The sequence below is a fragment of the Acinetobacter sp. neg1 genome (genome assembly GCF_000788125.1).
Classification (GTDB): Bacteria; Pseudomonadota; Gammaproteobacteria; order Pseudomonadales; family Moraxellaceae; genus Acinetobacter; species Acinetobacter vivianii.
The window spans coordinates 108,896-130,629 of record NZ_JSZD01000020.1; the positions used below are offsets into that span (position 1 = coordinate 108,896).

General features: G+C 41.0%; 14 protein-coding genes. 10 read left to right on the plus strand and 4 right to left on the minus strand.

What is annotated here, in order from left to right; genetic code table 11:
* Position 1: 1 nt before the first annotated feature.
* The gene (locus PJ15_RS14835) at positions 2-1,111 is read right to left on the minus strand and encodes a muconate/chloromuconate family cycloisomerase (RefSeq protein WP_047432083.1); all 1,110 of its coding nucleotides are present in this window, start codon (positions 1,109-1,111) and stop codon (positions 2-4) included.
* A 104-nt stretch (positions 1,112-1,215) separates the two neighbouring features.
* On the opposite strand from PJ15_RS14835, the gene catM reads away from it, so the two are divergent.
* The 7 genes from catM (at position 1,216) to PJ15_RS14870 (ending at position 9,915) form a co-directional block, all read left to right on the plus strand.
* Complete coding sequence (gene catM / locus PJ15_RS14840; RefSeq protein WP_047432085.1) at positions 1,216-2,133, plus strand: cis,cis-muconate-binding transcription regulator CatM; 918 nt, start codon at positions 1,216-1,218, stop codon at positions 2,131-2,133.
* A 541-nt stretch (positions 2,134-2,674) separates the two neighbouring features.
* Positions 2,675-3,970, plus strand: a complete 1,296-nt coding sequence (locus tag PJ15_RS14845) for a serine hydrolase domain-containing protein (protein ID WP_047432088.1) — start codon at positions 2,675-2,677, stop codon at positions 3,968-3,970.
* Positions 3,971-4,291: 321 nt separating this feature from the next.
* The gene (locus tag PJ15_RS14850; protein WP_047432091.1) at positions 4,292-5,557 is read left to right on the plus strand and encodes an OprD family outer membrane porin; all 1,266 of its coding nucleotides are present in this window, start codon (positions 4,292-4,294) and stop codon (positions 5,555-5,557) included.
* Positions 5,558-6,124: 567 nt separating this feature from the next.
* Positions 6,125-7,012, plus strand: a complete 888-nt coding sequence (locus PJ15_RS14855) for a LysR family transcriptional regulator (protein ID WP_047432094.1) — start codon at positions 6,125-6,127, stop codon at positions 7,010-7,012.
* 521 nt (positions 7,013-7,533) lie between these two features.
* Positions 7,534-7,881 (plus strand): DUF3649 domain-containing protein, encoded by a 348-nt coding sequence (locus PJ15_RS14860; RefSeq protein ID WP_005256541.1) that lies wholly within the window; start codon positions 7,534-7,536, stop codon positions 7,879-7,881.
* Positions 7,882-7,885: 4 nt separating this feature from the next.
* Positions 7,886-9,580, plus strand: coding sequence for a PepSY-associated TM helix domain-containing protein (locus tag PJ15_RS14865; RefSeq protein ID WP_047432096.1), 1,695 nt, complete (start codon positions 7,886-7,888; stop codon positions 9,578-9,580).
* Complete coding sequence (locus PJ15_RS14870; RefSeq protein ID WP_047432099.1) at positions 9,580-9,915, plus strand: DUF3325 domain-containing protein; 336 nt, start codon at positions 9,580-9,582, stop codon at positions 9,913-9,915. Before PJ15_RS14865 ends, PJ15_RS14870 begins: the two co-directional genes overlap by 1 nt.
* A gap of 85 nt (positions 9,916-10,000) precedes the next feature.
* Here PJ15_RS14870 and PJ15_RS14875 read toward each other — a convergent pair whose 3' ends face one another.
* The 3 genes from PJ15_RS14875 to PJ15_RS14885 form a co-directional block, all read right to left on the minus strand.
* Complete coding sequence (locus PJ15_RS14875; protein WP_047432102.1) at positions 10,001-12,526, minus strand: TonB-dependent siderophore receptor; 2,526 nt, start codon at positions 12,524-12,526, stop codon at positions 10,001-10,003.
* A 66-nt stretch (positions 12,527-12,592) separates the two neighbouring features.
* Positions 12,593-13,549, minus strand: a complete 957-nt coding sequence (locus PJ15_RS14880; RefSeq protein WP_047432104.1) for a FecR family protein — start codon at positions 13,547-13,549, stop codon at positions 12,593-12,595.
* A 23-nt stretch (positions 13,550-13,572) separates the two neighbouring features.
* Positions 13,573-14,088, minus strand: coding sequence for a sigma-70 family RNA polymerase sigma factor (locus tag PJ15_RS14885; RefSeq protein ID WP_047432107.1), 516 nt, complete (start codon positions 14,086-14,088; stop codon positions 13,573-13,575).
* A gap of 231 nt (positions 14,089-14,319) precedes the next feature.
* Here PJ15_RS14885 and PJ15_RS14890 point away from each other — a divergent pair, with 231 nt between their 5' ends.
* From PJ15_RS14890 to PJ15_RS14900, 3 genes are read left to right on the plus strand one after another with little or no spacing between them, the layout of a single operon-like run.
* The gene (locus PJ15_RS14890; protein WP_047432110.1) at positions 14,320-15,531 is read left to right on the plus strand and encodes an efflux RND transporter periplasmic adaptor subunit; all 1,212 of its coding nucleotides are present in this window, start codon (positions 14,320-14,322) and stop codon (positions 15,529-15,531) included.
* Between the two features lie 4 nt (positions 15,532-15,535).
* Positions 15,536-18,625, plus strand: a complete 3,090-nt coding sequence (locus PJ15_RS14895; protein WP_047432113.1) for a multidrug efflux RND transporter permease subunit — start codon at positions 15,536-15,538, stop codon at positions 18,623-18,625.
* On the plus strand, positions 18,622-21,729 hold the full coding sequence (locus PJ15_RS14900; RefSeq protein WP_047432116.1) for an efflux RND transporter permease subunit: 3,108 nt from the start codon (positions 18,622-18,624) through the stop codon (positions 21,727-21,729). Before PJ15_RS14895 ends, PJ15_RS14900 begins: the two co-directional genes overlap by 4 nt.
* The last annotated feature ends 5 nt before the right edge of the window (positions 21,730-21,734 follow it).

A 21,734-nucleotide genomic window follows, 5' to 3' on the forward strand; every position in this document is an offset into this window, starting at 1 on the left:
ATTATTGACGACGCAGGTTGTCGATTTTGTCTTGATCCAGTTCAATGCCGAGGCCAGGACCGGTTGGAATCTTGAGTTCAAAATTGCCATATTGAAGTGGTGTTTTTAAAATTTCTTCCGTGAGTAGCAGTGGGCCAAACAGTTCCGTGCCAGCGGCTAAATTGCTAAAGGTAGAGAAGGCATGTGCAGATGCAATGGTGCCAACAGGTCCTTCAAGCATGGTGCCGCCATAGAGGTCGATCCCCGCCAGATTGGCGACTTTTGCAACGTCGCAGGCTTCGATTAGACCGCCAGATTGGGCAATTTTTACTGCAAAAACGGAGGCTGCATTCGTCTTTGCCAGACAATAAGCACTTTGCGGCCCTGTTAACGATTCATCGGCCATAATGGCAATATCGAACTTACGGGTCAGACGTTGCATGGCATCAATATTATGAATCGCACACGGTTGCTCAATTAGATCAACACCGCCATCCTGAAGCATTTGAATCCCTTTAATCGCATTCAGTTCAGACCAGGCACGATTGACATCAACACGGATTGAAACATCCTTACCTAATGCCTTTTTAATGGCCAGAACATGTTCTACATCTTGCTCCACCAGACGTGAACCAATTTTTAATTTGAAAATATTATGGCGTTTTAGCTCAACCATTTTTTGTGCTTCAGCAATATCTTTTTCGGTATTGCCAGAAGCAAGCACCCAAAGTACAGGCACGCTATCGCGTAAGCGTCCACCGAGCACTTCACTGAGTGGCAGACCTAAACGTTGTGCCTGAATATCCAGCAAGGCTGTCTGGATGGCGCATTTGGCAAAACGGTTACCATTGATATTTTGCTGAATAATTTTTAGGGTTTGAGCCACATTAAAACCATCCAGCGTTTTTAACAATGGCGAAAAGTACTGCTCAATATTGGTTTTGACACTTTCAGGACTTTCTTCCCCATAACCCAAACCACCAATGGTCGTCGCTTCACCCCAACCAATAAAACCATCTGCTGTCGTGATTTTAATCAGTACTAAGGTTTGGGTTTGCATGGTTGCAACCGCCATCTTATGTGGACGGATGGTTGGAATCTCGACGAGTAAGGTTTCTATGGATTTATACATCTTTGGTATTTCTTCAATCTTTGCCTATTTACATACCCTAAATTAATGTAATATTTAGAACTAGGCTGAATTTGGTATTTTTAGATACTTAAAAGGTATATTAAATGGAATTAAGACATCTTCGTTATTTCGTGACGGTGGTAGAGGAACAGAGCATTACCAAAGCGGCGGAAAAGTTATGTATTGCGCAGCCACCTTTAAGTCGGCAGATTCAAAAACTGGAAGAAGAACTGGGTATTTTGTTATTTGAACGTGGTTCGCGACCTGTGAAAACGACAGAAGCAGGTCAGTTCTTTTATCAGCATGCGGTACAGATTTTGACGCATACTGCCCAAGCAGCTTCTATGGCAAAACGCATTAGTACGGTCAATAAGATTGTCCGTATTGGCTATGTCAGTTCATTGCTATATGCATTGTTGCCACAGGTGATTTATTTATTTCGCCAAAATCATCCCGAGATTCAGGTCGAGTTGATTGAACATGGTACTAAAGACCAGATTGAAGCATTAAAACTGGGCAAAATCGATTTGGGATTTGGGCGATTACGAATTAGTGATCCTGCGATTAAACGGATTTTATTGCGCAAAGAAAAACTCAAATTGGCCATTCATAAAAATCATCATTTAACCCGTTTCATCGATCAGGGCATTTATCTGTCCCAGATTATTGATGAACCTATTTTTTCTTATCCAGCTACGCAAAAGCCAAACTTTTCAACTCTGATTCAGTCGATTTTCACGGATTTGGGACTGGTACCTAAAGATATGGTTGAGGTTCGTGAAATTCATATGGCTTTAGGTCTGGTTTCCTCAGGTGAGGGTATTTGCATTATTCCCGAGAGTGCTAGTGACATTGGCATGAAGAATCTGGTCTATATTCCTATTCTGGATTTGGAGGCTTACACTCCAATTTCATTGGCGGTACGCAATATGGATCAAAGTCCGTATCTTCCTCAGATTCTGGAATGTATTAAACAGGTATTTGAAGAAGAAGGGATTCCGATACAACTTGATGGTGATTGATGCAATCTCAAAAAAACAATTATTCAGGAGCGGTCATAAGGACCGCTTTTTTGATGAAATATGATGATGAGCACAATAAAACCAGACTTAAAAGGTATAACTATATACTTCACTATGCATAGAAAAATCACATTAATTATTCAAATAATAAAATTAAGTCAACTACTCGTATTTTAATATTTCAAACAAGTCATTTGTATTTGATATACAGAACAATAGCTTTGGGTTGGTAGCGCTCTATTTAACTTAGAAAATGATGTTGCTCTTATATTAATCATAAAAATGAATGAGTTGTGAAGTTTAACCAGCCACAATTAAATGATGACGATGTTTTTGAATAGATCAATTGAATAGAAATAAGAATGAAATATTTTCTATTCTTTAATCCATATTTAAATTTCAAGTAACTAATTTTAAAAACATTTTTTTAATGTGTCTGCAAACCAGCCAATGATAACCGTTTTATAGGAAGATCACGGACGACAATGTTGTGGCGAATGGTTGAGTCAATTAACTAAAAATCTACTAAGGGAAAATAGAGATGAAAATCGCAAAAATTAGTTTACTGTTAGGCGGTATGATCGCCAGCAGTATCACATGTGCGGAATATAGTTGTCAGCAGCTTGGACTAAAAGATTGTCCTACGACAGTTGATCAGGAATTACCTAACCCGCATGAAATGCTCACATGGACACAAAAACAGCGGGTGATTGGTTTCCGAAATACCTTCCGCATTTATGATGGCAGTGTTTTTCATCCAGATCAGAAAAATGTACTGGCGTTACCAAAGTTAAAGAGTGGAATAACAAATAACGATATCCATTATTCTGTAGACGGTAAAAATTACCGTTTAAATGATTATCTAAAAAATCAAAATGTTGCAGGTTTAATTATTTTAAAAGATGGCAAGATTGCCTATGAATATTATGCACATGGCAATGATGAGACAACGCTATGGACTTCACGTTCAGTCGCGAAATCTATAGTCGCAACATTGATTGGCGTTGCCATTCAACAAGGAAAAATCAAATCAGTAAATGATCCAATCATTCAATATTTACCTGATTTAAAAGGAACGGCATGGGAAAAAGTGACACTGAAACAATTGATGCAACATACCTCCGGCGTTGAATGGAATGAAAACTATAAAGATCCAAATTCAGATTTTGCAAAGATGACCTATTGTGAGGCTGTAAAAGATCCTGAAGCATGCGTATATAAAAATGTGAAACATCTGAAGGCTAAATATAAGCCGGGAACGGTTTGGTCATATAATACGGGTGGCGCATATCTTGTCGGTAAAGTATTAGAAGCTGCAACCCATGAAAATATTGCTAAATATCTAGAAACTAATGTCTGGAAGCGTGTCGGCATGGAGCGAGAAGGGGTATGGCAATCTTATGAACGTAATAAGATTGATATGGGCGGGCATGGTTTTAATGCAACTTTGCGTGATTATGCACGTTTTGGACAATTTATCTTAAATGAAGGTCGTGTTTCTAATGGAGATAAAATGCTGCCTGAAAATTGGACAGCACAAGCGACTCAATGGAATCAGGCCAAAGGTTCAGTCACTAAAAATTATCCAAAGGGAACGTATGGTTTTCAGTGGTGGAATTCACAAGCCAAGCGAGGTTCACCTTTGACGACTCCGCATGCTGACTCAACATTCTGGGGCCTTGGAATCTTCGGACAAATGTTAGGAATTAACCCGAAAGACAAGATTGTCATGATGCAATGGAGCACATGGGAAACAGCACTACCATCAGCCCAATTAGATAATGAAAAAAGTTTATTCTTCAATGCCGTAAGCAAGCATCTGACAGAGAAAAAATAACAGAGAATAAAGGCTATTCTTTATTGGAATAGTCTTTTAATTTCTATTGTTTCAAAGACTAAGCATTGTTGCAGTATTTAAATACCTTGTATGCATGACGTGGAGTCGATATGACTTAAAAGGTATAACTATATACTTCATTATCTATGGAAAATTACATTAATTATTCAAATAATAAATGCAGCTTAGACTTTTCTTTAAATATATTTTATTGGATTTCGGATATTTAAAGGAAATGGAAGTTTGGTCTAAATAACAAGGCAAGTAGCAAGACTTTACTTGCAGTAACAAGAATTTTAAATACTCAGGAAAGGATTTCCCATGTTAAAACTGAATACGCTGTATAAAGCACAGCGCGTTGCTTTATATACTCTTTTTGGCTGTCTCAATGTCAATGCCGCTTATGCTGATTTCTTGGAAGATAGTGAAAAGAGTATTTATTTACGTAATTTCTATGTCGAGCGTGATTTTGAAGGTACCAATCAAGACTTGGGCAGCTGGTCACAAGGTGTGTCAGGACGTTTCGTATCAGGTTATACCGACACACCAATACAAGTCGGTTTGGATTTAGGCTTTCAATATGCGCTGCGTTTAAATGACCGCTATGATGAACGGCTCGATACAGTGTTTAAATATGATCAGCATGAGCGACGCCAAGAACGTGATTACTTAAAGCTCGGCGCGACCTTAAAACTAAAATATCAGAATACAGAGCTGAAAGTGGGGGAGCTTTTTCCTAAAACCCCTGTTTTATTTATTGATGACTCACGACAACTGGTTACGACCTATGCGGGGGCAATGTTAGAAAATAAAGATGTGAAGAATCTAAAAATATCTGCGGGACGTTTTACTCATGTCAATGCACGCGATGATGATGAGTATAGAAAATTCACATTAGGTAACTCGACAGATCCAGCGAAAAGAAGTGATGGACTCAATTTTCTAGGTCTAGATTATAATTTCACGCCGAATTTATCTGGGGCGTACTGGTTTGGCCAGCTTGAAGATATTTACCAACAACATTATGTCAATACTGCCTATACAGAGCAGGTTAAAAACAGCAAGTTAAAAGTTGATGCGCGCTATTTTCATTATAAAGAGGATGGGGACGCTTACTTTGGTGATATTGATACTCAATCAATTGGCTTGCAAGCCAGTGTCCAGAATGGGCCACATACCATTGTGACTGGTCTGCAAAAGCATATGGGAGAGGATAATATTCCACTGTTAAATGGTTACGTTCCTCAAGCCTATTTACAGAGTTGGTCTGCTGTTGCTTTTTACAAAGCAAAAGAATTGACGTGGCATATCTTATATAGTTATGACTTTAAGGATCATGGCGTACCTGGGCTAAAACTGACCTTACGTTATCTGAATGGTAGTGAAATTTATCGGGAGGGTTTTGAGGACAATAAAGAAACCGAGAAAAATGTCATTATCAATTACACCGTACCTGAAGGAAAATTCAAGGGTCTTGGTTTTGAATGGCGACATATTCGTGCTGATATTAAATATGGTGCAGGAAATAATCCGGGAACTGATTTTGTAGAAAATCGAATTTTGTCGACTTATACCTTTAAGTTTTAATTGAAATGATATTCTGTTTTATTGGAGGATATCATTTTATTCACTATTATTCTAATGGTTAAATAGAGAGCTAATATTTTAGTCGTATAACTGTTAAATTAATTTCTAGTTGAAGAATCTCTTTTCATTTGCGCTGATCTGAGAAAGTTTAACAATTAATCTTCAACTAGAAATTTGAATAGTGAATCATTTTTTCACTATATTATCTAAGGAATTCTCAAGCGTTATTGGTCTCTCCTTTTTAATTTCTAGTTAAAAAACGAAGCTCAATATAACATTAAAAAAACAGGGGTATTTTTGAAATAAATTCACTTAATTGTTTCCTTTATGGAATCAATAATGAGGATTTATCTTATTTTGTAGTGTTTTTAAGACTGTTTGTTGAGTAAATGTAAACATAAGGTGGTTTCTATTTATCTGGATGAGCTTGTTAAACATTAAAGTTTAGTTTTTTCATCACTTTAAATTTTTGATTAAAAAATTCAACCAATCATGAGTTAATAATAAAACCCTATTTTTTTAACTGTTGTTCAATATAATTCAAAAAATTTAATTTGTGGTTTTTTTATGATCAGTGCTAGAGAGTTGGAAATTTTTGTTTATTCCGCTGAAAATTTAAACCTTAAAATCGTTGCTGAGAATCTTGGCGTAAGTCAGTCGGTCATTTCTAAAAATATTAGCAGACTCGAGGAAAAAATTGGATTTATCCTATTTGATAGAAAAGCAAGACCTTTACAGCTGACACCATTAGGACATAAATTTTATTTCAAAGCATTTCATGTATTGGCTGAATTGAAACAGCTCAGTAATTTTCAGTTTTTAAATGAAAATATACAGGAAGTAAAAACAGATTTTGACTTAAGAGTGGGCATTCCTCATACATTAAATAGTAGTTTATCTCCATACATTGTCGATGCTTTTGAGCAAGTTGAAATTGTGAATGGATGGGGGAAAAGCTTAATTCTATTATTGAATGACCATGAAATTGATACAGCAGTCATTTTATTGCCTACGAGCCAGATGTCAGACAGTAAAGAGAACTGGTCTTTGTTGGGAACTGTGCCGCTGGTGATTATTGGACGTAAAGAAATGGTGCGAGAGTATAAGAGTCTAGATGACTGTAATCGTACGGGCTGGGTGTTAAATCCAGAAGGATGTGGTTTCAGAGTAGATTTAAATAATCGACTGATGAGCCAAGGGAAAAAGCTACATATCAGACATGAAATTTTTGGCACCAAATCACAGTTAGATTTTGTAGAGAAATATGAAGGTATCGGCTTGGTTCCACAGCCATTTTTTGAATATTACAATGAACTGAATAACACCTTAGCGGTACTGGATATTCAGGATTTCAGGTCAGAAATGTATGTGTTTTTAGTGGCTAGACCAAATGTACCGCAAGATAAGTTAAGCAAAGTAATGGAAATCATTAAGCAGCGATTTAAGTTTGATTGAGGGGAGGCTATTCATGAATAGATGTATGGATGAGCTCTTCAATTGTTAACTGACAGAATAAGATCCTCTTGATCCATGTGGTAAATAAAATTTTATACGGTTCACTCAATTTTATTAATTAAAACAAATAACTATATATTTAAAAATAGGTTTTAGACAATTCTTTCTCACTGTTCAAAGCTTAGAATAAGTATTTTTATAAAATAATGATAATTATTATCATTATTGTTCTTTTTGTTGATTTTGTGTATTATTCGTTGAATTTTTTAAGGTTAAATTAAGATTGATCTAAATTTATTCTCATTTTTACCTGAGAAAAGGATGTGCAGGCAATTGCCTACCTTAAGTTACGAAGGGTAGAAATTTAGAATGAGATGAGAGGTGACACAACATTGGCATTGTCCATGCGTGGATCTGTGATTTCTCAAATGATTTAAATCTTAATTTTTCTTATAGACCGCTCTCCTGAATATAGAAGTGTTGTTGATTTCAAACGATCAGCAGTTTTCTTGGTATCTCTTATGACTATTGAAGCCTCGATTCCTTTGGTTTCCACAAAACGGACGACTAAAAAACAAGTTGAACAATCATCATTGATTCAATATCGATTGATGATTTTTTCACGTTTTGTACTCGCAATTTTTGGGGGATATTACTTTGCCGCGATTGCAACGATGTTGAGTGGTTATTTATTTTCATCTGAACCTCTCAAAGCCAGTGCCGTATTTAGCGCGACCATGCTGGCTTTTGTGATCCATTGCGCCATATTCATCTGGGTGTTTATGGTCAATTCGACCTTGAAAGTGTGGTTGGGTGTAGTGATACCAAGTCTGGCGATGACAGTGTTGTATTGGTTTTTAAAAGGGTAAGGTCATGCGTGTAGATGGTAAAAATGAAGGCCCACGCCAATCAATGTCATGGTTACATACCTGGACCAGTCTTTTACTGGGATGGTTGCTCTATGCCGTTTTTCTCACGGGAACACTGAGTTTCTTCCAAAATGAAATTACAGTCTGGATGAAGCCAGAACTGCATCAATCCGTGAATACCACTTCACAGCAACAACAATTAACTTATGCACTGCAATATTTACATCAAAAAGGACAAAGTGCCGAGAGCTGGAATATCCGTTTTGCCAATGAAAGACAGCCAGCCATTATGCTGAATGTCCGTCAGCCAGGTGAAGGGCGACGTCGTGGTGGTGAAATTTATCTGGATGCACAAACTGGTCATGAAATTAAAGCCAGAGAAACGCGTGGCGGTGGTTTCCTTTATCGCTTTCATTTTGAACTTTATGGTATGCCGCGAATTTGGGGACGCTGGATTGTGGGTATTGCGACACTGTTGATGTTTGTTGCGATTATCAGTGGCATTATTACCCATAAAAAAATCTTCAAGGATTTCTTTACTTTCCGTCCTGCCAAAGGCCAGCGTTCATGGCTGGATGCTCACAATGCAACAGCTGTGTTTGCCTTGCCATTTCATATCATGATTACCTTTAGTGGTTTGTTGCTCTTGATGCATTTATTTATGCCGTGGGCAATGAATACGCACTATGGCAATGTTCGAAACTTTTATCAGATTTTAAATGAACCCGTTGCCCAAACACCTGAACAAGCACGTTTACTGGCAGAGCAAAAACACAAAGAAGCAGCTGAAGAAGGACGCGGCAATCGAGGTGGTGACCGCCGTGAGTCCGGACAAGAAAGGTCTGTGATTGCAGCTGCACCGATGGTGAATTTGACAACACTGAGTCAAAGCGTGCAGCAGAGTTGGGGCGATAATCCGATTTCCTCTATTCGAGTGAATAAACCGAATACTATTGAAGCTGATGTGCAATTTAATGCAACGCGTACAACCACATTGCTGGATCGGGACAGTGTTCCTTCACTCAAGTTTAATGCGGTAACTGGGCAACCCATTGATGAAGCCAAGCCCGTAAATTCAGCATCAAAAGCTATTTATACGTTGGTGACATGGTTGCATATGGCACGTGGTGTGGATTCTGTCTTGCGCTGGTTATTATTTTTATCAGGTGTCTTAGGCACGATGATGATCGCTTCCGGTTTGATTTTATGGGTTGTGAAACGCATTCCAGATGTACAAAAGCTAGGTTATAAACCTTTTGGCCATCGTGTGGTTGAAGTTCTAAATATTACAGCGATTACAGGTTTACCAATTGCCTGTGCAGCTTATTTCTTTGCTAATCGTGTTATACCTGCACAACTGGCAGAGCGCTCACCCTTAGAAATTAATGTGTTCTTTATTGTCTGGTTATTGTGCTTGATTCATGCGGCTGTTCGGGCACATCGTCCAGCTTGGCTAGAGCAACTGGCTTTGGCTGCCGCGATGTTCCTGTTTATCCCAATTCTGAACTTGGTTACAGGTGGGCAAGCCTTATGGATGAGTATCTATCATGGACAATGGATGATCGCCAGTTTTGATCTGGTTTGCATTATTTTAGGGCTGATCTTTATCTATTCTTATTACAAATTAAAGCGTTATCAAGGCCTACCAGTTAAGCAGAAAAAACAGCCTAAGGCTCAGTCGGCACAGGAGCAAGCATAATGGCAGCATGGATGTTGTGGTGCGTTACCGTGGTGGCGCTATCGAGTCTGGCGTGTGGAATGAGTAAGCATCAACGCGATATTTTTACATCCCCAATCTCGGCTCAAAATAGCAGACGTTTTGAAATTGTAGGGTGGAGTATTTTGTTGCTCTCTGCTGTCGCTGCAATATATTTAAAAGGTGCTTCGATCGGTTTGTCAGAATGGTTGGGTTGTATCAGCTTTGCTGCTTTGGCGGTAGGGCTGTTATTGACTTATCACCCTAAAAAATTATTGCAGGCCAATGTGATCGTTGCTGCTTTATTCGGACTGCTGCTGATTTTGAGTTTGATTTAAGATTTGGCTGCATTGTAGTTAAATAAAAAGAGGAAACTAAAGTTTCCTCTTTTTATTTGTGCATGAGATATAGGGCTAGCTTGGCTTACCAGTCATATTTCAAGCCCACACGGAAATTGGTCGGTGCACCATAATAGCTATTGGTGGTCGCCAAGTGGTATTTTTCATTAAATAGGTTATTCAAATTGAAATTCACCACAAGCTGATCATTGACTTTATAACGTGCCATCAAATCAACTAAAGCATAGCTATCTTGGGTAAAACGAGCACCATTTGGTCCACCAGTTTGATAAATTTCACTTTGCCAGCGCACACCACCGCCCACAGTGATTGCTTCATCCAGATAAGGCAGGGTATAGGTGCTAAACAGTTTGGCAGTATTATTCGGAATAGTGGTATCTAGGTTATTGCCTTGATTATTTTTAGACAGGTTACGGGTAAAACTGGTTGAGATTTGCCAGACATCAGTGATCTTACCTGTGGCTTCAAGTTCAAAACCACGACTTTCGGTTCCCGATTCAGCTCTATAGGCTTGAGAACCATCAGGTGCTTTTGCACCCGTGATTTCTACAGCTTTATTATCTTCCTTAACCTGATAAATGGCTGCGCCAATATTTAACTGGTTATCGAAGAATTCACCTTTAATTCCCAATTCGGTACTATTACCGATGACGGGTTCAATATAACTGCCAGTCATGGTTTTCTTATCTTGGGGTGAGAAAATATTGGTATAGCTGGCGTAACCTGTCCAATGCTCTGTGAAATCATAGGTTAGGCCAATATAAGGAATAACTTTTCCTTTTTCTTCCTGCTTGGTGTATTCCGTAGAATTCTTTTCATTATTATGATCACCCGTAACACGTTCCCAGTCTTCAACACGTGTCCCCAAAATGACTGCCAGATCATCACTTGCTTTTAAACGTACTGCACCAAAAATGGATTTGCTACGATCATCTCCGCTATACCAACCATCGATTTGAGTGGGTGGACGGCTTGGAGTATGACCATCCCATGTAAAAATATTATCAAGCTTGCCTTCCCATGACATGCCATTGTTCCAGCCAGAATAGGTTGGGCGTTTGTTTTTACTTTGAGTATAGGTTGTACCAAGAACCACATCATGAGTTTGGTTAAACAAATCAAATGAACCATTCAAGGTTAAATTAAACAAATCCTGAGTTGGCCGATAGTCCCAGCGGGTTGCATAGAGCATGGCACCACTACCTGTCGCTTTATCAATTCCTGTATTTGAAAAGGTATAGCCAACAATTTCATCTGAATCGGTAATGGTGCGTGATACCACGCCTTTTAATTTCCAGCGGTCATTCAGTTGATGCTCTAGATCTGCAAAGAAAGCAGTTGTAGTGCGGTCAGAGCCTGTCCAGCTTGCTGCTGCTGAATCTGAGCGCGACCAGTCAATCAGAGAACCATCGGTATAAAAACTTGGTAAACCCCCACGTGCCACTCCAGAAAGATTCATTTGTTGGTAACTAACACCAAGGCTACCTTTGGTTTTTTCATTGAGGTCTGCTTCTACGACTGCATAGGCAACTTTGCGTTCTTCATTATAACGGTCAATATAAGAGTCTGAATTTTGGTAGGCAAATAGGGTACGTCCACGGACACTACCAGAAGCATTTAAAGGGCTGGATACATCAATATCGGTACGGTAATAATCCCAAGAACCTAAATCTACACTGACAGAGGCTTTAAAATCCTGCAAAGGCTTTTTACGAACCATGTTAATACTGGCACTTGCGGTACCTGAGCCTGTCATCAAGCCGTTGGCACCACGAACTACTTCAACCCGATCAAACAGCGCCATATCCTGACTCTGGAAAATAGCCTGATAAGAACTCATGAGTTTGACACCATCCAGAAGATAGTTATCCACTTGTTGACCGCGCGCATAAATCGGGGAGTTATCACTGCCGATACTTCCACCTTGTTTAATCGAAAGGCCTGCTGCCTGACTGACTACATCCGTCAGCTGGGTCAGGTTCTGATCTTTCATTTGCTGGTTAGTAATCACACTAACCAATTGGGGTGTTTCTTTGAGTGTCAGAGCCAAACCCGTCGAGGCTGTTGTTGCCTTGGCTGTATATGACCCAGAACCTTCAGTGGTGAGATTCTGACCTTTATCCGCACTCAAGTGAATCGTTGCTAATTGCACCGCACCAGTTTCGCCCCTAGTTTGATTCATATCATTCGCATTTGCTTTGGTACGAATTGCTTCTAATTGAACGACTTTAGGTTCAACCGCTGCTACAGTTGTTTTGGCTTGAATGCTATATCCCGCATTGGCAACTTTGACTGCTTCAAATGCATGCGGTTTGAGCAAAACGTCTAAAGCAGTTTCTACTGAATAATTTCCTTTTAGTGAAGCGCTTTTTATTTTAGAGAGTGTGGTCGAATCATAGCTGATGGTGGTGCCTGTTTGAATCGCGAGCTGTTTAAGTGCTTGATCGAGTGTAGTTGAGCTAATTGAAATCTGATAAACATTTGCAGCATAAGCAGAGGTTGTTGCCATACTGACAACGCTAAGCGGCATGCCCCATAATATTGCGCGTACAGCCAACGCCAAGGTATTTTTCGCCTGATAATCCTTCATGTGGTCTTCTCGACTGGGAGTGTATTTCTCTATAAGTCGGATCAGATCAAAAAAAGTGTCAAATTTTTATCTTTTTTTTATTTTTAATAGGTACGGACTGTAATAGCTGAGCTCAAGTTGGTGGGTATAGGCCAGTGTATCGAGACTCTGTTGAGGATTTTGCAATGAAAATACCCCAGAAATCGGGATCTTTTTCAATTCAGTATCGATAAGATATGTCCCTTTTTTATAACGATACAATTCATCCAGTACTTTTTGTAAAGGCCATTGGTCTACCACCAACAATTGTTGTGTCCAATAAGGTCGATCATTTTCTAGTGCAAGTGGTTTTGAGATCTGTTGGGTATCGAAAAATGCACGTTGGCCTTGCTGTAAAATCTGACGTTGCCCAGAATCCTGTGGCTGTAGTGCGACCGCATGTTGATAGACTTTGACTCGAGTTTGATCATGATGTTCTTGTCGTACCGTAAACTGCGTACCTAAGGCTTCAATTGCACCATCTTTGGTCTTCACCATAAATGGACGATGCTGTGGATCTTTTGCCGTCTGGATATATATTTCACCTTCGATCAGTTTAATTTGTCGGGTCTGTTCAGAAAAATCCACGTTGATATAACTATCACTGGCCAATATCAAGCTTGAACCATCTTTCAGTGAAACGGTTTTAATTTCACCCACCTGAGTATGATAATCCGATTGCCATTTTGCCCAAGGCATTATATAAGTCGCACAGCCGAGAACCAGCAATCCTGAAAGGCTGAACAGCATATTTCGTTTTGCTGTCAGATTAAATTTTTGCTTGGACTGCACTAAAGATTCTGAAGGGAAGTGGTTGGATAACCCTGTTAAGCCGTGTGTAAATTTATTGATGTGCTGAATAGCTAAGGCATGTTCTTTTTTTTCTGCTTGCCAATGTTCAAATTGCTGCTGTTGTAGCTCGGTCATTTCACCTGAATGCAATAGCACGAGCCAATCGGTGGCTTCATCTAATACATGATCAGGGATTTTAGAGACTTGAGACATGGCAGAAACGCAAATTCAGCAAATTAATCGGTCTGATTATAAAGACTAATACAGGCCAAGAAAGCCTGTTTCATATCTCTTTTGACCGTTGCTTCAGAAATATCCAGTTTTTCACTAATAGCACGATAAGTTAGTCCATCCAGTTGTGATAATAAAAACACCTGTGCAGTACGTTGGGGCAGTTTTTCTAACATTAAATGGACTTGATAGAGCGTTTCTCGAATACAGACTTCGTATTCGGCCGGTGGATAGTATTCTTCAGGAAGCTGTGCAAGTGCGTCTAAATACAGGTGTTCCACATGTTGGCGACGCCAATGATCAATAATCACATGTTTGGCAATGCCCATTAACCATGCTTGAGGTTCTTTAATCTTTTCAAAGCAATAGTCACTTTTTAAAGCACGGTAGAACACTTCCTGACTTAAATCTTCCGATTGATGGTGATGCTGTAGTTTGTGCTTGAACCATGACAACAGTGTGCTTTGTTGCGATTGGTAAACATGGCTAAACCATAACTGTTTTTCTACATTCAGGTTCATAGCAAGGAGTCCACAAATGTGCGGGGAGATGCGCATTAAAGAAGGGTTAAAAATATTTTTAAATAGTAATGATAATAGTTCTTAATATCAATAAAATTGTATACATACTTTTACAGAAAAAATTGAGCTGATTTTGAATTTCGTTCGACTAAACCAATGCAGGGGAACATTTTTTGTTTTCTTCTTCTCCCATATTTTTAATGAATTTTATTTGAATAAGTAGAGTATGTCATGAGTGAACAACAGATTGATTTAAAACCACAACAGCATTCTCGATCAAATAAAATCAAATGGTTGATTGGCTTTATTGTGCTTTTGCTATTGATGATATGGGGCTGGAATTATTGGAAAAAGTCACAAGCCAATAAGCAAGAGTCATTTAGCCAATGGAGCAAACCCGTGCCTGTTCGTGTGGTGGGGGTACAACGTGGAGACTTGCAATTACAAATTAAGGCGATTGGTACGGTGGTGCCAGCCAATACTGTGAATGTTCAAAGTCAGGTGTCTGGCGTGCTGCAAAAGCTGTATTTCCAAGAGGGGCAATACATCAAGAAAGGGCAATTGTTAGCACAAATTGATCCGACACCATTTCAAGTCGCATTGGCACAGGCACAAGGGACACAGCAACAAAATTTAGCGCAGTTGCAAAATGCACAAACTGAACTGAATCGCTATCAGTTGCTGTATAAGCAAGACTCGATTGCCAAGCAACAGGTCGATCAGCAGCAGGCCTTAGTCAATCAATTCAAGGGACAGATGCAAGCCAATCAAGCACAGGTTGATGTGGCAAAGTTACAACTGTCTTATACCAAAATATATGCACCGATTGATGGGCGTGTTGGTTTTCGCCTCAAAGATGCAGGCAATTTAATTCAGGCCAATGAAGCAACGGGTCTATTGAGTATTACCCAAATCCATCCAGTGTATATACAGTTTGCCGTTGCGGAAAACTATTTAGACATCGTACGCCAAGCCACAAAAAATGAACAAAGCATTCAGGTGAGTGCATGGGATCGTGCAGAACAAAAACAATTGGCAACAGGCTCAGTTCAAGCACTGGATAACCAGATTGATCTGAATACAGGCACACTTAAAGTTAAAGCTGTTTTTGCCAATCTGGATGATGCTTTATTTCCGAATCAATTTGTCAATGTGCGTTTAAATGCCAAGACCTTGCAAAATGCAGTGCATCTACCGAGTGACGCCATCCAACATGGCGCAAAAGGAACTTATGTTTATATTGTCAATAAAGAACATAAAGCCGAAGTACGTCTGTTAAAACTGGGTGTGGTTTCACAAGGACAGACTGAGATTATTGAAGGTCTTCAGGGCAATGAACGTGTTGTTTTAGAGGGGATTGATCGACTTTCAGAAGGGCAAGAAGTACAAGTCATTCAAGATGATGTTTCTAAGCCAATACCAGCAAAAACAGTAGCTGGATAAGCGCATGAATATTTCTAGGTTCTTTATTATACGACCCGTCGCCACCACTTTGTTGATGTTGGCGCTATTTTTTAGCGGCCTGTTGGTGTGGCGTTTATTACCTGTATCGGCATTACCGCAGGTCGATTATCCGATTATTCAGATTTACACCTTTCAGCCGGGTGCAAATCCAGATACGGTGCAGCGAACCATCAGTTCACCTTTAGAGCGGGAGATGGGTAAGATTGCTGGTTTGAAGCAAATGTCTTCGCACAGTTCAGTGGGCGCATCAGTGATCACCCTGCAATTTGAATTATCTGCTGAACTGGGCATTGTCGAGCAAGAAGTGCAGTCGGCATTAAGTACCGCCAGCAGTAAATTGCCGAATGATTTACCCACGCCACCCATCTATCGCAAAGTGAATCCTGCCGATGTGCCCGTGATTACCCTTGCGATTAGTTCTGAAAGTTTGTCACTGACCACGGTCTATGACATGGTCGATACGCGTGTGGCACAAAAACTTTCGCAGCTTGCTGGTGTTGGAATGGTGAGTCTGGCAGGGGGACAACGTCCCGCCATTCGTGTACAGATGAACCCAGCTGCCTTGGCAGCGTTTAAGCTCAGTGCTGAAGATGTGCGCGCGGCTATTGCTGCGGCCAATGCCAATCAACCGAAAGGGAGCTTTGATGGGCCTTTTCGATCAACCATGCTCGATGCCAACGATCAGATGCGTTCGATTTCTGATTATGAAAACCTGATTTTACGTTGGAACAATGGTGCACCGATTCGTCTAAAAGATGTCGCACAAGTGCTTGAGGGCAGTGAAGATCGTTATATGGCAGCGTGGGCGGATAGCCAATCTGCTATTTTGGTGAATATTCAGCGACAACCCAATGCCAATGTGATTGAGGTGGCAGATCAAATCAAAAGAATCCTACCTGAGTTACAACAGAATCTACCTGAAAATGTTCACATTCGCGTATTAACTGATCGAACCGAAAGTATTCGCAGCTCAATTAAAGATGTGCAAAAAGAATTGGTCTTCGCCGTGTGTCTGGTGGTGTTGGTCACCTTCCTGTTTCTACGTAATTTTGCTGCGACCCTGATTCCAAGTATTGCCGTACCGCTGTCGATTATCGGTACTTTTGTACTGATGTATTTCCTTGGTTTCTCGGTCAATAACCTGACTTTAATGGCATTAACCATTGCCACAGGCTTCGTCGTAGATGATGCCATCGTGATGCTTGAAAATATTGCACGACACCGCGAGTCAGGTGAAAGCATGTTGCAAGCAGCACTGAAAGGATCAAAAGAAATTGGCTTTACCCTCATTTCTTTGACGATTTCCCTGATTGCAGTTTTGATTCCTTTACTCTTCATGGGCGATGTTGTTGGACGGCTGTTCCATGAGTTTGCCGTGACACTGGCAGCAGCCATTGCACTGTCTTTGGTGGTGTCTCTGACCTTGACCCCAATGATGTGTGCCTATTTGCTAAAAGATGCACCGAAGCATGCAGAGCAACCAAGTCGTTGGAGTCTGGATCGAGTGATTCAGCATTATGCGACCTTACTGCAATGGGTACTTCGGCACCAAGTACTGACTTTGATGGTGATGTTGGCAACAGTCGTACTGGCGGGACTGTTGTATTGGTCGATTCCGAAAGGCTTTTTCCCTGTACAGGACAATGGTGTCATTCAGGTGGTCACTGAAGCCCCTGACCAAATTTCATTTCAGGCTATGAGTGAACGTCAACAAGCTTTGGCAGCAGTGATTGCAAAAGATCCAGCGGTTACCAGCCTATCTTCTTTTATTGGTGTGGATGCCAATAATCCCAAGTTAAGCAATGGACGTATTCTGGTCAATTTAAAACCCCATGCTGAACGTGAATCTGCTGCGGAAGTCATGGCGCGACTAAATGAAAGTTTTGCACAGGTACATGGTATTAAAGGCTGGATGCAACCCATGCAGGAGTTGAGTATTGAAGACAAAATTAGCAGGACTCAATACCAACTGAGTGTGACTGCACCGAAAAATCAATTGATAGAGCAGTGGACACCTCAACTGGTTCAGGCATTGCGTCAGCAGCCTGCATTTGCGGCAGTAACCAGTGAAGATGCAGGACAGGGCTTACAGGCCTATATCGATGTCAATCGTGATGCGGCAGCGCGTTTAGGTTTGAGTGTTGAAGACATTAGTTTGGCTTTGCAAAATCTATTTGCGCAGCGGCAAATTGCAACTTTATATACTCAATCCAATCAGTACCGCATTGTTTTAGAGTTAGATCCCAAACTGACGCAGGGTATTGAGGCTTTAAACCAAACCTATATTCATAATAATCAGGGACAACCGATTTTATTGAGTTCCGTCGCCACCATTGTCGAAAAACATGCACCGATTCTTTTACAGCAACAGTCGCAATTTCCTGCAGTTGGGATTTCCTTTAATTTAGCCAAGGGTGTCTCTTTAGGAGAAGCCATTGCTGCGATTGAGCAGGTTAAGCAGAGCCTCGATTTACCGCTAGAGCTACAGGTACAACTGCAAGGGGCCGCGGCCGCTTTTGAAAATTCACAGCAACATACCTTTTGGTTGGTTATTGCTGCGATTGTGACCATGTATATTGTGCTGGGCATGTTGTACGAGAGTTTTATTCATCCAGTTACTATTCTTTCAACCTTACCTTCTGCTGCAATTGGGGCTTTATTGGCCTTGTTTATGGTGGGGAGGCCATTGGACATGATTGCGCTGATCGGGATTATTTTATTGATTGGTTTGGTCAAGAAAAACGGCATCATGATGGTTGATTTTGCGCTTGCCGCTCAACGTCATCAAGGCTTATCGGCTGAGCAGGCCATTTATCAGGCTGCTTTATTACGCTTCCGCCCGATTCTGATGACTACACTGGCTGCGGTGGTCGGTGCCATTCCTCTTATGCTGGCCTCTGGTTCTGGAGCCGAATTGCGACAACCTTTAGGTTTTGTGATGGTAGGCGGTTTATTAGTCAGTCAGATACTCACCTTATTCACCACACCTGTGGTGTATTTATTTTTTGATCGACTTCAATCAAAGCCAAGTACGCAGTTGACACTCTCTGAACAAACAGGGGCAACTGAATGACGTTGTTGTCTGTGTTTGTGCAACGACCTGTTGCCAGCGTGTTGTTGGGTGTAGCCATCGTTCTGCTCGGTATATTGGCCTATTTACGTCTGCCTGTTGCCGCATTGCCGCAAGCGGATATTCCTACCATTGTCGTCAGGGCGAATTTGCCTGGTGCCAGTCCAGAAAGTATGTCTGCAACTGTAGCAACACCTTTAGAACGCGCCATGATGGGTGTATCGGGTGTTAAAGCGATTAACTCGTCCAGTAATCAAAGTTCAACGCAGGTGGTTTTACACTTTGATTTGAACACTGATATCAATGAAGCTGCGCGTGAGGTTCAGGCTGCTATCAATGCTGCGATGTCGCAATTACCCGCAGGTATGCCGAGTCCACCCGAATATTTCAAAATCAACCCAAGCCAAAGTCCGATTTTCTATTTGGCACTCAGCTCTAAACAGCTTTCTGCTGCAAAGCTATACGAAATTGCATCTCAACAATTACAACCCAATTTGGCCCAGATCAATGGGGTGGGTGAAGTTGCGATTGATGGGGCTTCCATGCCAGCTGTACGTATCACTATCAATCCAAGTGCTTTAGTTTCAACGGGGATGTCACTAGAGCAAGTGCGGCAGGCGGTCGCGAAAAGTAATGTGGTACAGGCATTGGGTATGGTTGAGCAACAGCAATTACGTTGGCAAGTGACCTTATCAACAGAACTAAAAACTGCCCAAGATTTTGAGGATCTGATTATCCGACACACTGATCAAGGGGTGATTCGCTTAAAAGATATTGCCACGGTCAGTGATTCGGTTGAAAACCGTTATGTCAGTGGTTTTCATAACGGGCAACCTGCGGTGATATTAAAGATTAGCCGACAGCCCAATGCCAATACCGTAGCGACCATTGATCTGATCAAAGCAAAATTGCCTGCTTTGCGTGAGCTAATGCCACGTGATGCACAGTTAACTGTGGTGATGGACGGTTCAAACATCGTCCGTAACAGTTTAGAGGAAGCACGGGATACCTTGTTTTTATCCATGTTACTGGTGGTGATTGTGGTGGTGCTGATGTTGGGGCGCTTGCAGAGTGCGGTGATTCCCGCAATGGCACTGCTGGTCACTTTAATTGGTGTATGTAGTCTGATTTATTTGGCTGGCTTTTCGCTGAATAACCTGTCAATTATGGCGATCATTGTTGCGATTGGCTTAGTGGTTGATGATGCCATCGTCGTACTGGAAAATATTGAGCGTTATATTGAACAAGGCGATTCACCTGTGCAAGCGGCCGTGAAAGAGATTCAGGAAGTTGGTTTTACCTTGATTGCCATGAATTTGGCTTTAATCGTGATTTTTCTCTCGGTCCTGTTTATGGGTGGAGTAATTGAACGCTTGTTTAGAGAATTTTCGCTCACGCTGGTTTTTGTGGTGCTGTTATCGGTTTTTGTTTCATTAATCTTAACGCCAAGTTTATCGGCACGTTGTTTAAAACCTTTATCCTTGACTCACCCCCCGCGATTGTATAGTTATAGTCATCGTTTGATTCAGGGGCTGACCCAGTCTTATATTCGGTCTCTCCATTGGGTATTAAAACATGCTTATTTGATTGTGGTAGTTTGGTTGGCTGCAATAATGGCATCTGTCTATATCTACAATTTATTGCCCAAACGCGTTTTACCTGAACAAGACACTGGACGGGTCGGTGCTTTTATCCGTGGCGATGATGGTTTTTCTTTTCAAATCATGCAACCAAAGATTGCCGCGTTTAATCAAGCCTTACTTAAGGATCCTGCGGTACAAGATGTGGTCGGTACTTCTGGTGGTGGTGGCGGCATGACCAATTCATTTTTGATGGTGAGTTTAAAGCCAAAGGCTGAACGTGACGGTTTAACTTCCAAAGAGGTGGTCGAGCGTTTAAAGAAAAATGCACCTTGGCAGGCGGGGGCTGTGTTCTCAGCAGATGTCGAACAAGATTTGGAATTGGACGATCCTTTTTCCAGTGGCAATGCCCAAGAATATTTATTGTTATTGCAATCTGACAATGTGAGTCTGTTACGTGAATGGGCACCCAAAGTTGCTGAGGCCATGCGCAAACTGCCTGAGTTTGAAGAGGTAGAAACGCAAGGAGATGAAGGCGCTCAACACGTCACTTTAGATATTGACCGCGAAGCAGCAAAGCGTTTAGGTGTTGATATTGAAAATATTTCCAGTGTTTTAAATAACTCATTTTCACAACGCCAGATTTCAACAATTCATGATCGAAATGACCAATTCTATGTAGTGATGGAGGTTGATCAACGCTTTACCGAGCATCCTGAAGCTTTGGCAGATGTCAAAATACCGAATCAACAAGGGGCCTATGTGCCTTTAAGCAATTTCGCCACATGGACCTATGGAATCAGCAATGATCGGGTGCATCGCCGTAATCAATATGCAGCGATGGGTGTGGGCTACGTGGTCAAGAAAGGTTATAGCTATGAACAAGCGGATGCTGCCATTCGTCAGGTTTTGCCAGAGATCATGCTGCCAAAAGAAATTTTTGTCATGACAGATCGCGATGTTGAAAGTGAAAGTTTACAGGCGGGAATGAGTACACCTGCTTTGATTGCGGCGGTGATTGTGCTGATTTTTATTGTACTGGGAATCACGTATGAAAGTATCGTGCATCCGTTTACCATTTTATCCACTATTCCTACGGCAGCTTTGGGGGCTTTACTCAGTTTGTGGCTATTTCAGATTCCCTTTAGTTTGATTGCCTTGTTGGGCGTATTTTTGCTGATTGGAATTGTGGTGAAGAATGCCATCTTGCTGATCGATTTTACCTTACAGCAAAGGCGTCAAGGTCACACCGCTTTCAAGTCGGTTATTACCGCAGCGACATTGCGTTTTAGACCGATTTTAATGACCAATACTGCTGCTTTATTGGGTGCGATTCCACTGGCATTGAGTTGGGGGGAAGGCTCGGAAATGCGTCAACCTTTGGGGATTGCCATTGTAGGTGGATTGGTTTTAGGTCAATTATTAACATTGTACACGACTCCTGTGATGTATCTCATGTTTGAAAAAATCGCTCAAGGCTTAAATAAATTTAGGTTGCAGTTGAATGTGCTCCGTTGGAATAAATAGGAAGT

What these genes read in the sequence shown, in the direction of transcription:
- PJ15_RS14855 (WP_047432094.1), top strand. Translation starts at nt 6,125, where the DNA reads ATGATCAGTGCTAGAGAGTTGGAAATTTTTGTTTATTCCGCTGAAAAT.
- PJ15_RS14845 (WP_047432088.1), top strand. Translation starts at nt 2,675, where the DNA reads ATGAAAATCGCAAAAATTAGTTTACTGTTAGGCGGTATGATCGCCAGC.
- PJ15_RS14890 (WP_047432110.1), top strand. Translation starts at nt 14,320, where the DNA reads ATGAGTGAACAACAGATTGATTTAAAACCACAACAGCATTCTCGATCA.
- PJ15_RS14895 (WP_047432113.1), top strand. Translation starts at nt 15,536, where the DNA reads ATGAATATTTCTAGGTTCTTTATTATACGACCCGTCGCCACCACTTTG.
- PJ15_RS14885 (WP_047432107.1), bottom strand. Translation starts at nt 14,088, where the DNA reads ATGAACCTGAATGTAGAAAAACAGTTATGGTTTAGCCATGTTTACCAA.
- PJ15_RS14865 (WP_047432096.1), top strand. Translation starts at nt 7,886, where the DNA reads ATGCGTGTAGATGGTAAAAATGAAGGCCCACGCCAATCAATGTCATGG.
- PJ15_RS14870 (WP_047432099.1), top strand. Translation starts at nt 9,580, where the DNA reads ATGGCAGCATGGATGTTGTGGTGCGTTACCGTGGTGGCGCTATCGAGT.
- PJ15_RS14880 (WP_047432104.1), bottom strand. Translation starts at nt 13,549, where the DNA reads ATGTCTCAAGTCTCTAAAATCCCTGATCATGTATTAGATGAAGCCACC.
- PJ15_RS14900 (WP_047432116.1), top strand. Translation starts at nt 18,622, where the DNA reads ATGACGTTGTTGTCTGTGTTTGTGCAACGACCTGTTGCCAGCGTGTTG.
- catM (WP_047432085.1), top strand. Translation starts at nt 1,216, where the DNA reads ATGGAATTAAGACATCTTCGTTATTTCGTGACGGTGGTAGAGGAACAG.
- PJ15_RS14875 (WP_047432102.1), bottom strand. Translation starts at nt 12,526, where the DNA reads ATGAAGGATTATCAGGCGAAAAATACCTTGGCGTTGGCTGTACGCGCA.
- PJ15_RS14835 (WP_047432083.1), bottom strand. Translation starts at nt 1,111, where the DNA reads ATGTATAAATCCATAGAAACCTTACTCGTCGAGATTCCAACCATCCGT.
- PJ15_RS14860 (WP_005256541.1), top strand. Translation starts at nt 7,534, where the DNA reads ATGACTATTGAAGCCTCGATTCCTTTGGTTTCCACAAAACGGACGACT.
- PJ15_RS14850 (WP_047432091.1), top strand. Translation starts at nt 4,292, where the DNA reads ATGTTAAAACTGAATACGCTGTATAAAGCACAGCGCGTTGCTTTATAT.